13 protein-coding genes are annotated in these 14,836 nt (G+C 73.2%); 11 read left to right on the top strand and 2 right to left on the bottom strand.

The features are described 5' to 3' along the window. The 4 genes from Vau01_RS39645 to Vau01_RS39630 all read left to right on the top strand — a co-directional run. The coding region (locus tag Vau01_RS39645) for a WD40 repeat domain-containing protein (protein WP_204004722.1) at window positions 1-1,570 on the top strand (1,570 nt) is incomplete at its 5' end. A gap of 100 nt (window positions 1,571-1,670) precedes the next feature. Beyond that, window positions 1,671-2,171, top strand: a complete 501-nt coding sequence (locus Vau01_RS39640; protein WP_204004720.1) for a SigE family RNA polymerase sigma factor — start codon at window positions 1,671-1,673, stop codon at window positions 2,169-2,171. Continuing rightward, window positions 2,164-3,423, top strand: a complete 1,260-nt coding sequence (locus Vau01_RS39635; protein WP_204004719.1) for a hypothetical protein — start codon at window positions 2,164-2,166, stop codon at window positions 3,421-3,423. Before Vau01_RS39640 ends, Vau01_RS39635 begins: the two co-directional genes overlap by 8 nt. 116 nt (window positions 3,424-3,539) lie before the next feature. Beyond that, a complete protein-coding gene (locus Vau01_RS39630; RefSeq protein WP_239152221.1) occupies window positions 3,540-3,788 on the top strand; it encodes a DUF5988 family protein in 249 nt (82 codons plus the stop codon). 9 nt (window positions 3,789-3,797) lie between these two features. Here Vau01_RS39630 and Vau01_RS63875 read toward each other — a convergent pair whose 3' ends face one another. Together Vau01_RS63875 and Vau01_RS39620 are read right to left on the bottom strand one after the other, a co-directional pair. Continuing rightward, window positions 3,798-4,226: a DUF6069 family protein gene (locus Vau01_RS63875; RefSeq protein WP_239152220.1), complete on the bottom strand. Its 429-nt coding sequence runs from the start codon at window positions 4,224-4,226 to the stop codon at window positions 3,798-3,800. Then, window positions 4,223-4,903 (bottom strand): TetR/AcrR family transcriptional regulator, encoded by a 681-nt coding sequence (locus Vau01_RS39620; protein WP_204004718.1) that lies wholly within the window; start codon window positions 4,901-4,903, stop codon window positions 4,223-4,225. The genes Vau01_RS63875 and Vau01_RS39620 overlap by 4 nt, the downstream gene beginning before the upstream one ends. A gap of 111 nt (window positions 4,904-5,014) precedes the next feature. Here Vau01_RS39620 and Vau01_RS39615 point away from each other — a divergent pair, with 111 nt between their 5' ends. From Vau01_RS39615 to Vau01_RS39585, 7 genes are all read left to right on the top strand, one after another. Then, window positions 5,015-6,493 (top strand): acyl-CoA carboxylase subunit beta, encoded by a 1,479-nt coding sequence (locus Vau01_RS39615; RefSeq protein WP_204004716.1) that lies wholly within the window; start codon window positions 5,015-5,017, stop codon window positions 6,491-6,493. Window positions 6,494-7,007: 514 nt separating this feature from the next. Then, on the top strand, window positions 7,008-8,801 hold the full coding sequence (locus Vau01_RS39610; RefSeq protein ID WP_204004714.1) for an AfsR/SARP family transcriptional regulator: 1,794 nt from the start codon (window positions 7,008-7,010) through the stop codon (window positions 8,799-8,801). A gap of 78 nt (window positions 8,802-8,879) precedes the next feature. Continuing rightward, window positions 8,880-9,137, top strand: a complete 258-nt coding sequence (locus Vau01_RS39605) for an acyl carrier protein (protein WP_204004713.1) — start codon at window positions 8,880-8,882, stop codon at window positions 9,135-9,137. A gap of 30 nt (window positions 9,138-9,167) precedes the next feature. Continuing rightward, on the top strand, window positions 9,168-10,208 hold the full coding sequence (locus tag Vau01_RS39600; protein ID WP_204004710.1) for a ketoacyl-ACP synthase III family protein: 1,041 nt from the start codon (window positions 9,168-9,170) through the stop codon (window positions 10,206-10,208). 2 nt (window positions 10,209-10,210) lie between these two features. After that, window positions 10,211-11,866: an FAD-dependent monooxygenase gene (locus Vau01_RS39595; protein ID WP_204004707.1), complete on the top strand. Its 1,656-nt coding sequence runs from the start codon at window positions 10,211-10,213 to the stop codon at window positions 11,864-11,866. Window positions 11,867-11,880: 14 nt separating this feature from the next. After that, complete coding sequence (locus Vau01_RS39590) at window positions 11,881-13,959, top strand: ABC transporter ATP-binding protein (protein WP_204004704.1); 2,079 nt, start codon at window positions 11,881-11,883, stop codon at window positions 13,957-13,959. 82 nt (window positions 13,960-14,041) lie between these two features. After that, on the top strand, window positions 14,042-14,827 hold the full coding sequence (locus Vau01_RS39585) for an SDR family NAD(P)-dependent oxidoreductase (protein WP_204004728.1): 786 nt from the start codon (window positions 14,042-14,044) through the stop codon (window positions 14,825-14,827). The last annotated feature ends 9 nt before the right edge of the window (window positions 14,828-14,836 follow it).

The following is a 14,836-nucleotide window of genomic DNA, read 5'->3' as shown; positions in this document are numbered from 1 at the left end:
CCGGGAGGTACGGCTGTGGAGCACCGTCGACCGGACGCTCGTCACGACGGTCACCGCCGAGGCGGGCGCCGCCCGATCGGTGGCATTCAACCCGAACGGCCGGACCCTCGCGGTGCTGAGCGAGAATCCCGAAATCTTTGACGTGGCGGCGCTGCCGACGGTACGACGGCTCGCGGTCCTCGTACGACCCGCTGGATTCTCGTATCCGCCGGAGGAGGTCGCGTTCAGCCCGGACGGAACGACCCTGGCGACCGGGGCGCAGGAGAGAACAACGCTGTTCGACACCACGAACTGGGCCGTCCGGGGTGCGTTGAACAGCGGCCCGCACATCGCGTACGCCATGGGCGGCCGTGCCGGCATCCTCGCCACCGGGAGAGGACACCCGGGCGGTACACCGCCGATCCAGATATGGGAAACGGCCGGCCGCAGCCGCCTGGCGTCGCTGTCTGCGTACGGTGAAGTCTCCGGACCGATAGCGCTCAGCCCCGACGGCGACGTCCTGGCTGTCAGCGACGACGGGGGAGCGGTGTCACTACTGGACACCGGCCAGAAGCAGTCGGCCCCGGACCGGTCCGTCAACACCGTGGCGTTCAGCCCCGACAGACGGACCGCCGCCGCGGGCGACAGTGACGGAACCGTTCGTTGGTGGGACACGACGACCCGGACGACGGCAGCCACCCATCCTGCCGCGCATCCCGGCGGGGTCCGCACAGTCGTGTTCAGCCCGGACGGCCAAGCGATGGTCAGTACCGGCAATGACGGACGGGTGCTCGTCTGGGACGTTGGGCGCAACCTTCTCGTGGCCACCCGCGCCGGAGCCGGCGCGCCGGTTGTCGCCGCGGCCTACAGTCGCGACGGTCACATGATCGTCACCGCGACCGCCGACGATCGCGCGACGATCTGGACCGCGCTCACCATGCGGCCGCTGCGGGTGTTCGACGGCGGCACGCTGTCGAACTGGGGAATGCCACTGGAGACCTCCGCAGTGGCGTTCAGTGCGGACGGGCATACGCTGTTCGCTGCCGGCCACGGGGGCGCGATCGTGCTGGTCGATCTCGACGGCCAGGGGCGTACCGACATCTGGGCCAACTGGGGCGGCTTCATCAAACCGGTCCAGGGCATCGCGGTCAGTCCGGACGGCCGAGCCCTGGCAGCCGCGTACACCGACGGCGACGTGTGGGTGAACAGCACCGGCATCGGCGGAACACTACGTCGGACCGGGGAATCCACCGGCAGTAGCCACACCGATGTCGCAAACGCCGTCGCGTTCAGCCCGGATGGGCGTGTGGTCGCGAGCGTCAGCAGCGACCAGACCGTCGCACTGCGGAGCGTTTCGAACCAGCAGCAGATGGCAACGCTCCTGGGCCACCACGCGGCAGTTCTCACGGTCGCGTTCCGGCCCGAAGGCCACGGCCTCATGACCGGGGACTCGGCTGGAGTCGTCCGAACCTGGACCTCTGACATCGAACAGGCGGTCACCGAACTGTGCGGGCTGATCAGCGCGAACTCCTGGCGCCGGCTCACATCCCGCCTGGCCCTGCCGCACCGCGGGTGCGCCGGGCCGGCGTGAACCGGCCCGCCGCCCGGAGATCGGGGAACGGGTGGCCACGGCGGTAAACACCTCCGCGACCGCCGGTGTCAATCACATGTGACACCTTGGCGGAGGACCGATGGATGATTTCGACGACTTCGTGCGGAGCCGGGCCGATGAGCTGCTCCGCCTGGCATACCTGATGTGCGGTGACCGGCATCAGGCCGAGGACCTGCTCCAGGAGGTGCTGGAGAAGGTGTACCTGCGCTGGTCGCGCATCTCCGGCTCGCCGGAGGCGTACGCCCGACGCGCCCTGGTCAACCGGACGATCAACCACTGGCGCTGGCGGCGCCGGCACCGGGAGGTGCCGCTCGACCACGCGGTCGAACCCGCGGTCGAGGACCACGCCGGCGAGGTGTCCGGCGGGGCCCGGGTCCTGCACCTGCTGGGAACGCTCGGCCGTCGGCAGCGGGCGGCGATCGTCCTGCGCTACCTCAACGGGCTGTCGGTGACCGAGGTCGCCGACGTCCTCGGCTGCTCGGAACCGACCGTCCGTACGCACACCTTCCGCGGGCTGGCGAAGCTCCGGGCCGCGTTGCCGGAGGCCGCACTCATCCAGAACGGAGACCTCGATGCTTGAGCACGAAGAGCGCCTCGCCACAGTGCTGCGGACCGTCAGCGACGACGTGCGGACCCGGCCGACCCTCGTGGCCGACGTCCGCCGGGGTGCGCTGCGCCGGCGGCGCCGCAACCGCATCCTCGGCGGCGCGGCGGTCGCCGTGGGCGCCGCGCTGGTCGCTTCGGCGGTCGCCGCCGGCGGGTTGCGGTCCGTCGCCGGTCCGGAGACCGGACCGGAGAACAACGTCGGGACGGGCGGACCGAGCCCGTCCGCGTCCACCGCTCCTCCGGTGCCGGTGAACTGCCGCGTCGAGAAGCTTCCGGTGCCCGCCGGCCACCCGCGCAGCAGGGTGACCGGCGGCGATCCGGGCGGACGGTTCCTGGTCGGCCGGGCGTACGCCAGCACCGGATACACCGACCGGCACCCGCTGCTGGTCTGGGACGGCGACCGCATGACCACGGTCGACATGCCCGGCTCCGACGAGAGCTTCGACGACGTCAACGGCTCGGGCGTGGCGGTCGGTTTCAGCTTCGGGACCGGCGACCGCACGACGGCCTACGTCTACCGCGACGGGAGGCTCGCCGTGCTGCGGCCGCCCGCGGGCGATGTCGGGGCGGGTGTCGCGGCGACCGCCGTCGGCGAGGACGGGACGATCGCCGGATCCATCGGCGACGTCGGGCGGTACCAGCCGGTGGTGTGGCGCGACGCGGGCGCGCCGGCGCAGCCGTTGCCGCTGCCCGACGGGCACTTGTCCGGAAGGGTCAACGACGTCGACACCGACGGCACGGTCCTCGGCACGGTCTCCGGCCCCGGTTCCCCCGGCCACGAACCCGGCGACCGGGGCTACGTCTGGACGCCCGACGGCACCGGCCGCCTCCTGCCGCTGCCGCAGATCGACGGCAGGCCGGCGCAGTCGCTGTGGGTGTCGACGATCCACCGCGGCATCGTCTTCGGCCGCGCCGTCACGCGCGACGACAAGATGATGAGGTCGTACCCGCTGCTGTTCGACCTGCGCACCGAGCGGTTCACGATGCTGGACCATGCCTTCGGGCTCGTGGGCAACAGCCTGGGCTGGATGGTGCAGGAGGGCGACAGGATGGCCGTCGCCGCACCGGCCGGCCGGGCCGAACTGCCCCCGCTGACGCCGTCGGCCGCACGCGCCGGGGAAGGGGTCGCCGCCATGAGCGCGGACGGCCTCGTGATCGGCGGCCACTCGAACGACGCCAACGGCGAGGCGCAGGCCGTGCGGTGGCGGTGCGCGACCCGCGCGTGAGGCGATCCCGGGGCGGGCACCCGCCGGGCGCTGGGGCTCCGGCGGCGATCGAGCGGCCCGCGACCGGACGGTGACAGGAACGGGGCGTCACCGTTCGCCGAGCGCGGGAGGGTCCCATGGTCACAGACCGGCGCAACGACGAGTTCACCGACGACGCCCGGGCGGCCGGGCCGGCCGTCGCGGCCGTGCTGGAGGGCGGCCCGGCGGACCTGCCCGCCGCCGACCGGTCGCGGGCCGTGCCGGCCGGCGCGGACAAGATCAAGCTGCGCTGGCAGGGCGGCTACGAGCACTTCGTCCGGCACGACAGCGGGGCGGGCGGTCCGGTGGTCTTCCGGTGGGCGATGCGCACGCGGGTCGCGGAGTAGCGGCCCGGGTCAACGGGTGGTGGGCGACGTGCGGGTCAGGCCCACCATCAGGACCGCGGCCACCACCAGGTGCATGGAGCCCAGGATCAGGCGGGTGGAGCCGGGCGTGCCCGGCCCGGTCAGCGGGAGGAACGAGATGAGCAGGAACACCGCGGCGATCACCAGCCAGATGACGCGCGCGTGCCGGGTCACCTTCTCCAGCACTGCCAGCAGGCCCCAGCCGGCCAGCCCGACGAGCAGCGGGACGACCACGACCGCGAACGCGGCCACCTGGATCGGCTCCTGGTCGGGTCCGCCGTCGACGATCAGGTCGTGGCCGGCGATCGGATCGGCGACCAGCCAGATCAGCACGGGCAGGAGAATCGCGGCCGCGACGGTCAGGGCGCGGGCGCGGCGGCGGGCGCCGGTGGCGGAGCGGTCCGTGACGGTGGTGGTCATTTCTCGTTCCCTTCATCGAGGACGGCGCCGTTCAGGAACAGGTTCACGACGTCGTCGGTGCTGACGGCCGGCGGGCCGCCGTCGGTGATGCGGCTCTGGGTGGAGACGAGGCCGAGGAAGACCCGCGCGAGGACGTCGGTGGGCAACCGCAACCGGTCGCGATCGGGGGCGAACAGTTCGGCCACGGCCTCGCGGGTGGCGGCCTGTGCGGCGTCGCGGCTGGTGGTCCACTCCGGCCCGCGGCCCCGCGAACCGTCACCGGCCTGTGCACCCGGGCGGTCGGAGGCCCCCGGTGCCGGCCGGGCGGAGCCGGCCCGGTGCCCGGAGGCGTACAGCGCACCGATCACGGTGCCCATCCGGTCGAGGTGGGCCTGCAGCGCGTCGACCGCCTCCACCAGGCGCGCGGCCAGCGGCTGGTCGAGCGAGATCGAGGCCAGTTCGCGCAGCGCGTGGCTGGTGTCCAGCGCCTCGGCCAGGACCGCGTCGAGCAGCGCCTCCTTGTCGGCGAAGACGCGGAACACCGTGGCCTCGCCGATGCCGGCGGCCCGCGCGATCTGCTGTGTGGTGACCGCCGCGCCGCGGTCGGCGACCAGCGGCAGTGCCGCCCGGACGATCATCTCGCGGCGTTGCTCGGGGGTCATCCCGGGCGCCCGCCGCCGAACCGGTTCGCTCGTCATGGCGACAACGCTACCGAGTGAGTCCTCACTCCGTCAATGGCGTCGAGTCGCGTTCGACCGGTCTTCCACCGGGCGCCAGCACCGTTGCCGGCGACGTGACGGCGCGCCCGGATGGCGGTGAGGCGAGAGTTGAGCGCGACAGCGACCCCAACGGCCCTGGCCCGGACCGGTGCGGACGGCGGAGACCCACGCCGTCCCGAGGCGCGGCTGGCCGCCCTGCTGGACCCCGGCACCGTCGATCCGCTGTCCGCCGCCCCCGACGGCGCCGTGCGCGCCGTGCGCGGCCGGATCGGCGGGGCACCGGTCGTGGCGTACGCGACCGACCCGTCGGTGATGGGCGGAGCGATGGGCGTGGACGGCTGCGCGGTGATGGTCGACGCGATCGGCGCGGCCGTCCGCCTGCGGTGCCCGGTGATCGGGGTCTGGCACTCCGGCGGCGCGCGGCTGCCCGAGGGCATGGCGGCGCTGGACGCGGTCGGCTCCGTGTTCGCCGCCATGGTCGCCGCGTCCGGCCGGGTGCCGCAGATCTCGCTGGCGCTCGGCCCGGCCGCCGGCGGGGCCGCGTACGGGCCGGCGCTGACCGACATCGTCGTCATGGCCGACGCCGCCCGCGTGTTCGTCACCGGCCCCGACGTGGTGCGCGGTGCGACCGGCCAGCAGGTCGACATGCGCACGCTCGGCGGGCCGCAGGCCCACGGCACGAAGTCCGGCCTGGCGCACGTGATGGCCGGCGACGAGGCGGACGCGATCGCGCAGACCCGGCGGCTGGCCGAGCTGCTCGGCCGGCCCGGCCGGTTCGACCTGGAGCCGGCGGGCGCCGGCGAGGACCCCGGCCCCGTCCTGCCGGACCGGCCGCGCCGCGCGTACGACGTCCGTCCGCTGCTCCATCGCCTGGTGGACACGACGGTGGGCCGCGCGGACGGCTCGGTCGTCCGCTCCTACCTGGAGCTGCAGCCGAAGTGGGCGCCCAACGTGATCACCGCCCTCGGCCGGCTCGGCGGCCGGACCGTCGGCCTGGTCGCCAACAATCCGCTGCGGCTGGGCGGCTGCCTCGAGTCGTCGGCGGCGGAGAAGGCGGCGCGGTTCGTGCGGATGTGCGACAGCTTCGGCGTCCCCCTGGTCGTCGTGGTCGACGTGCCCGGCTACCTGCCCGGTGTCGACCAGGAGTGGGGCGGCATCGTGCGCCGCGGCGCCAAGCTGTTGCACGCGTTCGCCGAGGCCACCGTGCCCCGGGTGACGCTGGTGACGCGCAAGGCGTTCGGTGGTGCCTACATCGCGATGAACTCGAAGGCGCTCGGCGCCACCCGGGTCTACGCCTGGCCGTCCGCGCAGATCGCGGTGATGGCCGGCCGCTCGGCGGTGGGTGTGCTGCACCGGCGCGAGCTGGCCGCCGCTGCCGACGACGCGCGCGACGCCCTGCACGAGCGGCTGGCGATGGAGTACGACGAACGCAACGGCGGCGTGCACCGCGCGGTCGAACTCGGCCTGGTCGACGAGGTCATCGAGCCGGCACTGAGCCGCGAGCGGTTGATCGTGGCGCTCGCCTCCGCGCCGGCGGGGCGCGGGTGGCACGGCAACATCCCGCTCTGACCTCCGGATGAGAGCGGCGCGAAGCCGCGATGAAAGCGCACCGTGATCTCCTGCTGGTAGGAGGCCGGAGTTCGCGATGCGCGGGGGAGGCCGTGGAGTGTGGCGTGCGGTCCGATACACCGGTGCACGAATACGCATTTCGACGAATCTCCATGCGTCGATTTCACCTGTTGGGAAGCGATCGTCGGGTCGCTCCGACCCGAAACCGCACATGGAACGAGTTTCGGAAGCACGTCACTCGCGAACTATGTTGGGACTCGATGGCGCCTCAAGCGAGCGCCAGCAGGCTTGTAGCGCATCGATCCATCGGGGGATGGGACGGGTCCGAAACGGGGATGCGGGGAGACTGCACACGGGTTCCGTACGCATGCCACAACCTTCGTCTGGCGAGGCCCGACCGAGGGAGCCGTCCCGCGTTGTCAGCTGCAACGGGGAGGTAGCGGGGATGCGGTTCAACTTGCTCGGACCCTTTCAGGTGTACGGAGCCCGTGGGCTCGCGACACCGACGGCCGCGATGCAGAGACGTGTCCTGGCTCTGTTGCTGCTGGAGGCGAACCGGGGGGTGCGCGTCGACCGGCTCGTCGAGGAACTGTGGGGTGACCGGCCGCCGGTCAGCGCGCGCACGACGCTGCAGACCTACATCTACCACCTACGTCGGCTGTTCCGCGGCGCCCTGATCGGCCGCACCGGCGAGGATCTGCTTGTCACCAGGCCCTTCGGGTACGAACTGCGGCTGGCTGTCGAGGACGAGTTCGACGTGCACGAGTTCGAGCAGCTGCTTGCCCGGGCAAAGACAATGCGCGAGCACGGCCTGCTCGAAGACGCCAGCCATCAACTGCGGGAGGCGCTCGACCTGTGGACCGGCGAGCCGTTGGCCGACATCGACGCCGGCCCGCTGCTGGCCGCCGCGGCAACCCGGCTGGAGGAGAGCCGCAAGGCGGCGCTGGAGCTGCGCATCGACATCGATCTTCAGCTCGGACGGCACCACGAGGTGGTCAGCGAACTCAGCTCACTGGTCAACACGGACGCGGCGCACGAGGGTTTCGTATCCAAGCTCATGGTCGCCCTGGTGCGCAGCGGCCGGCGCGCCGAGGCGCTGGACGTGTACCAGCGCGCCCGCGCCCAGTTGATCGGCGAGTACGGGCTCGAACCGTCGGGAAGCACCCGCCAGCTTCACCACGCGATCCTCAACGACGAGAGCGGGCTCAGCGTCGGACCGACCGGGCCGGCCGCGGGCGCGCCGACGCGGGTGGTGCCGGCGCAGCTGCTGCCCGACATCGCCGACTTCGTCGACGGCTGCGGCGACCTGGTCCGCGTGCGCGGCTGGCTGGAGAGCCGCGAGGCGGAGACCGGCCGTGAACCCCGGTCGGCACCGCACGTGGTCGGCGTGCTCGGCCCGCCCGGGGTCGGCAAGACGACCTCCGCCCTGCACCTCGCCCACCAGGTACGGCACCTCTTCCCCGACGGCCAGCTCTACGAGAATCTCGACGGGCTCGACGACCACCCGGACAGCATCGCGCAGACGCTGGCCCGGCTGCTGCGCAGCTGCGGGGTGCCGACCGACGTGTCGCCGACCGGCCTGGTCGAGCTGAGCAACACGTTCCGCACCTGGACGGCCGACCGCAGCGTGCTCGTCGTGCTGGACAACGCCCGGTCGGCGGCACAGGTCCGGGCGCTGCACCCGGCCGGCCCCGCCTGTGCCCTGGTGGTGACCAGCCGCACCAACCTGGTCAGCAGCATTCCCGGGGTGGCGACGGTGTCCCTGACCGGGATGGACGTCGACGACGCGCTGACCCTGCTCGGCCGGGTGATCGGCGAGCACCGGGTGGCGGCCGAACCCCAGGCCGCCCGCCGGCTCGTGCTGATGTGCGACGGGCTGCCGCTGGCGGTGCGCGCGGTCGGTGTCCGGCTGGTCAACCGTCCACACTGGTCGCTGCAGCACTTCGCCGACCGGCTGGCGGTAGCCGAGAACCGGGTGATCGAGCTCGGCCCCGGCGGCGCCTCGCTGCTGGCGAGTGTGGAGGCGAGCCTGGCGCAGCTGACGGACGTCACCCGGCAGTCCTTCTACACGGTGATCGCCCGCGGCCTCACCAGGCTGACCGCCGGGGCGATGTCGGGGATCGTCAAGGTGGGCCGGTCGACCGCGGAGACCATCCTGGAACAGCTGGTCGACGCGCACCTCGTCATCGAGTGCATGCCGGCGGCCGACCGCCTGCGGGCCCGCCAGGGCGAGGCGTCGTACCTGGTGCCGTCGCTGCTCGCCGCCGTGGTCCGGGAACTGGTCAACCGCCAGCTCTACGTCGCCTAAGGCGGCGTTCGAGCGGGCCTCCAGCGAGCTCGGCCACTCTCGGTCCGAGCACCGAGAGCGCTGCCGAAGGAGCCGCAGATGGAGCAGGTCACCCTGGACGACGTCAAGCAGATCATGCGCGAGTGCGCGGGCGAGGACGAGTCGATCGACCTGGACGGCGACGTCGCCGACCTGCCGTTCGCCGAGCTGGGCTACGACTCGCTGGCGCTGATGGAGACGGCCAGCCGGACCGAGCGGCGGTTCGGGGTGGCGATCCCGGAGGACGACCTGGCCGAGGTCAGCACCCTCAACGGGTTCGTCGCCCTGGTCAACCGGCGGCTGGCCGGGGTGGGCTGAGGTGCGACGGGCGAACCGGAAGCCGGCGCGGTGAAGTGCCGGGACCTGTTCGTGGCCGGCTGCGCCACCTGGCTGCCGCCGCGGGCCGCCGCGGCCGACGAGGTGGCGGCCGGCCGGTGCGACCGGGCCCTGGTCGACAGCACCGGGTGCGTGTCGGTCGCGGTGGCCGGCGACGACGAGCCCGCGCCCGAAATGGCGGCCCGGGCCGGACGGGCCGCGCTGGCCCGCTCCCGCCTGGCCCCGACCGACGTGGACCTGATACTGCACGCCAGCTTCTTCCACCAGGGCCACGACCTGTGGGCGCCGGCCTCCTACGTGCAGCAGGCGGTCGTCGGCAACCACGGCCTGGCGATGGAGGTGCGGCAGGTGTCCAACGGCGGCATGGCCGCGCTGGAACTGGCCGCGGCGTACCTGACGGCCGATCCCGGTCGGTCGGCGGCGCTGCTGACCACCGGCGACCGGTTCTGCCCGCCCGGCTTCCACCGCTGGCGGAGCGACCCGGGCACCGTCTACGGCGACGGCGGCACCGCGCTCGTGATGTCGCGGCGCGGCGGCTTCGCCCGGGTGCTCAGCCTGGTGAGCGTGTCGGCGCCGGACCTGGAGGGCATGCACCGCGGCGACGACCCGTTCGCGGCGGCGCCGTTCGCGCACCGGTCCACGGTCGACCTGGAGGCGTGCAAGCGGGCGTTCCTCGCCGGCGTCGGGACGTCGTTCGCGGTGGCGCGGGTCTCCGCCGGCCAGCGGCAGGCGGTCAAGCAGGCGCTCGCCGACGCCGACACCGAGCTGCCGGAGGTCGCCCGGTTCGCGCTTCCGCACCTGGGCCGGCGCCGGCTCCGGGTGGGGTACCTGGACAAGTTCGGCATCGACGAGGCGTTGACCACCTGGTCGTGGAGTCGGCAGGTGGGGCACCTGGGCGCCGGTGACCCGTTCGCCAGCCTCGACCACCTGGTGGTCTCCGGCGGGCTGCGCCCCGGGGAGCGGTGCCTGCTGGCGAGCGTCGGGGCCGGGTTCACCTGGTCGTGCGCGGTGGTGGAGCTGCTGGAGCGTCCGGCCTGGACGGAGGGGAGTTGAGCATGTCGTCGAGCGGACACGTTCCGGTCCTGGTGGTGGGCGGCGGGCCGGTGGGCCTGTTCACCGCGCTGTTCCTGGGCCGGCTCGGGGTGCGGGCCACGGTCGTGGAGAAGCACCGGGGCACCACCATCTATCCCCGCGCCACGGGGCTCGCGCTGCGCACCCGGGAGCTGCTGCGCGAGGCGGAGATCGACGAGGCGGTGCTGGCGGCGGGCAGCGCGGCGGCGCTGAGCGGCGGCAAGCTGACGGTCGACACCCTGGCCGGCACCGACCTCGCGAACGCCCCCCGGGTGTGGCCGCGGGCGGGCGACGAGGCGGAGCAGACGGCCGCGTTCAGCCCGGTCGAGAAGATCACCGGCGTGTGCCCGCAGGACCAGATGGAGCCGGTGCTGCTCGACGCCGCCCGCGCGGCCGGCGCGACGGTGCTGTTCCGCACCGAGGCGGTCGACGTGGAGGTGACGGACGACGGGGTGAGCGCGACGGTCGTCGACCTGGAGTCGGGGCAGCGGCGACGGGTCAGCGCGGACTACCTGGTGGCCGCCGACGGCGCCGCCAGCCCGGTGCGCGACCGGCTCGGAATCGGCACCACCGGCCCCGGCCCGCTCGGCGGGGCGATGCTCAGCGCGCTGTTCCGGGCCGACCTGCGAGACGTGGTCAGCGGCCACGAGTTCGTGGTCTGCGAGATCCGCAACCCGGAGTCGCCGGGTTTGCTCGTCTCGGTGAACAACACCGATCGCTGGGTTTTCAACATCTCCTACCGGCCCGACCGCGGCGAACGGGCCGAGGACTTCCCGCCGGAGCGGTGTGTGGCGCTGATCCGGGCGGCGATCGGCCGGGCCGGGCAGGCCGTGGAGCTGCTGGCGTTGATGCCCTGGGTGCCGTCAGCGTTCGTCGCCGACCGGATGCGGCAGGGGCGGGCGTTCCTGGCCGGCGACGCGGCGCACGTGATGCCGCCGCTCGGCGCGTACGGCCTGAACACCGGCATGGCGGACGCGCACAACCTGGCCTGGAAGCTGGCCCTGGCGCTGCGCGGGCAGGCCGGGCCGGGCCTGCTGGACAGCTACGAGGCGGAGCGGTTGCCGGTCGCCCGGTTCACCGTCGACCAGGCGCTGCTGTGCATGCGCAACCCCAAGCTGCACTGGGACATGGCGACCGCCGGCCCGGAGCGGGAGCGGCTGGGCATGGCCGACCCGGTGGTGGTGTCGGTCGGCTACCAGTACGCCTCGGCGGCGGTGCCGGGCCCGCACCGGGAGCTGCCCTCGCTGGCGGATCCGGAGGCCGATCTCGACGGGCACCCGGGCAGCCGGGCACCGCACCTGTGGGTGGACCGCGCCGGCAAGCCGATCTCGCTGCTCGACGTGTTCGGGCGCGGTTTCGTCCTGCTCACCGGCTCCGACGGCGAGCCGTGGCGGGCCGCGGCGACCGTGGCGGGCGACCGGCTCGGCGTCCCCGTCACCGCCTACCGGGTGGCACCGGACGGCGACCTGGTCGACCAGGCCGCACGGTGGCCGCGGCGGTACGGCGTGGCGCCCGACGGCGCCGTCCTCGTCCGGCCGGACGGCTTCGTCGCCTGGCGCGTCGGCCGGCCACCCGCCGATCCGGCGGACGCGCTGACGGCCGCGCTGCGGCAGCTGCTGGACCGATCGGAGGAGACCTGATCCCGCGGGGCTCCATGTTCCGGCCGGGCGCGGGGACCAGCGTCGCGGCGAGCGGCCTGACCGGTCCGCCGGACATCCCGGAGCCGCCACCCCCGGCGAAGGTCCACGGCGTGCGGCCCCGCCTGCGCCGGGCGCGCGAGACGATCACCGGCACCCTGTGCGGTGTGCCGCGGGTCTTCGCGCTGGCCTGGCGCTCGGGGCCCTGGCTGACCGCCGGCATGATGGTCACCACCCTGATCGGCGGACTGCTGCCGACCGCCACGGCCTACATCGCCAAGCTGTTGATGGACGCCGTGGTGGAGGCGATCCGGACGCACGGCGCGCCGGTGGTGCCGCTGAGCCCGCTGGACCTGCCGGGCCTGCCGCCCGGCCCGCCGATGACGCCGACCCAGAAGATCGTTGCCGTGGCGGCGATCCAGTTCGGCGTGCTGGCGTTCACGGCGCTCAGCAACGCGGTGGCCAACACCAGCCGGCAACTCCTGCAGGAGCGGGTGACCCGGACCATCCGGGTGCAGATCATGGAGCACGCCAACCGGCTGGACCTCGCGTTCTTCGAGGGCTCCACCTCCTACGACCTGCTGCGGCAGGCGCGGGAGGAGGCGCCGATGCGACCGGTCAGCATGATCAACGGCGCGTTCGGGCTGGTGCAGACGTCGATCACGTTCGCGACCATGGTGGCCCTGCTCGCGGCGATCAACCCGCTGCTGACCGTCGCCGCGCTGCTCGCGCCGATTCCCGCGTTCGTCTCGGAGTTCCGGTACAGCACCCGCGGGTTCACGCTGATGCTGTGGTTCTCGCCGATCGCCCGGCGGATGGAGTACCTGTCCTCGCTGGTCACCACCGACACCTATGCCAAGGAGGTGAAGCTGTTCGGCGTCGGCGGCTACTTCGTCGACCGGTACCGCATGCTGGCCGACGTCTACTACGACCGGCAGCGGCGGTTGACCGTCGGCCGTAACTTCCGCGGCGTCGTCTGGGGGCTGATCAGCACCCTCGTCAGCTCGCTGATCTACCTGTACATCGCGCTGCGCGCGGTCGCCGGCGAGCTGACCCTCGGCGACCTGGCCCTGTACACCGCCGCGGCGACCAGCGTGCAGACCTCCGTGCAGGGCCTCTTCACCGGCGTGTCGGGGATGTACGAGAACAACCTGTACCTGGAGAGCCTGTACCGGCTGCTGAACACCAACGCCACGATCACGCGGCCGGCCGACCCGCGGCCCATGCCCACGCCGTTGCGCGGACACGTCGTCTTCGACGACGTCAGCTTCAGCTACCCCGGTTCGGACCATCCCGCCCTGTCCGGCGTCAGCTTCGAGATCCCACCCGGGCAGACCGTCGCCGTCGTCGGCCGCAACGGCGCCGGCAAGTCGACGCTGCTCAAGCTTTTGTGCCGGCTGTACGACCCGACCGGGGGCCGGATCCTGCTCGACGGCGTGGACCTGCGCGACCTGGACCCGGACGCGCTGCGCCGGGCGATCGGCGGGATCTTCCAGGACTACGTGACCTACCAGGCCACGGCGGGGGAGAACATCGGCCTGGGCGACCTGGCCCACCTCACCGACGCCGAGCGGATCGCCGAGGCGGCCCGGCGGGGCGGCGCGGCGCCGCTGGTGGACGAGCTCGCCGACCGGTACGACACGCCGCTGGGCCGCTGGTTCGACCAGGGCGTGAACCTGTCCGGCGGGCAGTGGCAGAAGATCGCGCTGAGCCGGGCGTTCATCCGCGACAGCCCCATCCTCGTGCTGGACGAGCCGACCTCGGCGCTTGACGCGCAGGCCGAGCACGACCTGTTCGCCCGGCTCCGCGAGCTGGCCCGGGGGCGGACCGCGCTGTACATCTCGCACCGGTTCTCCACGGTCCGCCAGGCCGACCGCATCGTGCTGCTGCGCGACGGCCGGCTGGTCGAGGACGGTGGTCACGAGGAGCTGATGCGCACCGGCGGCGAGTACGCCCGGCTGTTCTCGCTGCAGGCGGCCGCCTACGTGGACGGTGCCGAGCCGGCGCCGCCGGTGCACCCCAACGGTGGGCCGCCCGCTCGCCCGGCGCACGGTGCGCTGCCGCGCCGGGAGATGCCGCCCGGCCCGCGCTTTTAGCTGCCGTCGATCCCCGCTCGAGCGGTCCGGCCGAGCCTGGAGGGGTCGGCCGGGCCGGAGCGGCGCCCGGCGGAGGAGGGGCATCGTGACCGAGGAACGGCGGGTGGCGCTCGTCACCGGCGGCACCAGTGGTATCGGGCTCGCGGTCACCGCGCTGCTGGCCAGGCAGGGCATGGCGGTGTTCCTGTGCGCCCGGTCGGAGGAGAACGTCGGCACCACCGTGAAGACGCTCGGCGAGCAGGGGCTGCCGGTCGACGGCACCCGCTGCGACGTGCGCGACGGCGCCGACGTCGGACGGCTCGTGGACGCCGCGTTGGACCGGTACGGCCGCGTCGACGTACTGGTGAACAACGCCGGCCGCAGCGGCGGCGGGGTCACCGCGGACATCACCGACGAGCTCTGGTTCGACGTCATCGACACCAACCTGAACGGCGTTTTCCTGGTGACCCGCGAGGTCCTGCGGCGGGGCGGCATGGTCGACCGCGGCCACGGCCGGATCATCTCGATCGCGTCCACGGGCGGGAAGCAGGGCGTGGTGCTGGGCGCGCCGTACTCGGCGTCCAAGCATGGCGTCGTCGGCTTCACCAAGGCACTCGGCCTGGAACTGGCCAAGACCGGGGTGACCGTGAACGCGGTCTGCCCGGGGTACGTCGAGACAGGGATGGCGCAGCGGGTCCGCCAGGGGTACGCGGCGCACTGGGGGATCTCCGAGGAGGACGTGCTGCGCCGCTTCGAGGCGAAGATCCCGCTCGGTCGCTACTCGGCGCCGGACGAGGTCGCGGCGATGGTCGGCTACCTGGTCTCCGACGCCGCCGCACCGGTCACCGCGCAGGCGCTGAACGTCTGCGGCGGGTTGGGCAACTACTGAGGAGGGATC

The organism is Virgisporangium aurantiacum (assembly GCF_016863635.1).
GTDB classification, from domain to species: domain Bacteria; phylum Actinomycetota; class Actinomycetes; order Mycobacteriales; family Micromonosporaceae; genus Virgisporangium; species Virgisporangium aurantiacum.
Note: the sequence above shows the minus strand (reverse complement) of the source record. Positions and strands in the feature narration are given on the sequence as shown.

Bases quoted from the DNA above. Each gene is read 5' to 3' on its own strand.
- Vau01_RS39595 (WP_204004707.1), top strand. From the start codon at position 10,211: ATGTCGTCGAGCGGACACGTTCCGGTCCTGGTGGTGGGCGGCGGGCCG.
- Vau01_RS39630 (WP_239152221.1), top strand. From the start codon at position 3,540: ATGGTCACAGACCGGCGCAACGACGAGTTCACCGACGACGCCCGGGCG.
- Vau01_RS39590 (WP_204004704.1), top strand. From the start codon at position 11,881: ATGTTCCGGCCGGGCGCGGGGACCAGCGTCGCGGCGAGCGGCCTGACC.
- Vau01_RS39615 (WP_204004716.1), top strand. From the start codon at position 5,015: ATGGCGGTGAGGCGAGAGTTGAGCGCGACAGCGACCCCAACGGCCCTG.
- Vau01_RS39620 (WP_204004718.1), bottom strand. From the start codon at position 4,903: ATGACGAGCGAACCGGTTCGGCGGCGGGCGCCCGGGATGACCCCCGAG.
- Vau01_RS63875 (WP_239152220.1), bottom strand. From the start codon at position 4,226: ATGACCACCACCGTCACGGACCGCTCCGCCACCGGCGCCCGCCGCCGC.
- Vau01_RS39605 (WP_204004713.1), top strand. From the start codon at position 8,880: ATGGAGCAGGTCACCCTGGACGACGTCAAGCAGATCATGCGCGAGTGC.
- Vau01_RS39635 (WP_204004719.1), top strand. From the start codon at position 2,164: ATGCTTGAGCACGAAGAGCGCCTCGCCACAGTGCTGCGGACCGTCAGC.
- Vau01_RS39640 (WP_204004720.1), top strand. From the start codon at position 1,671: ATGGATGATTTCGACGACTTCGTGCGGAGCCGGGCCGATGAGCTGCTC.
- Vau01_RS39610 (WP_204004714.1), top strand. From the start codon at position 7,008: ATGCAGAGACGTGTCCTGGCTCTGTTGCTGCTGGAGGCGAACCGGGGG.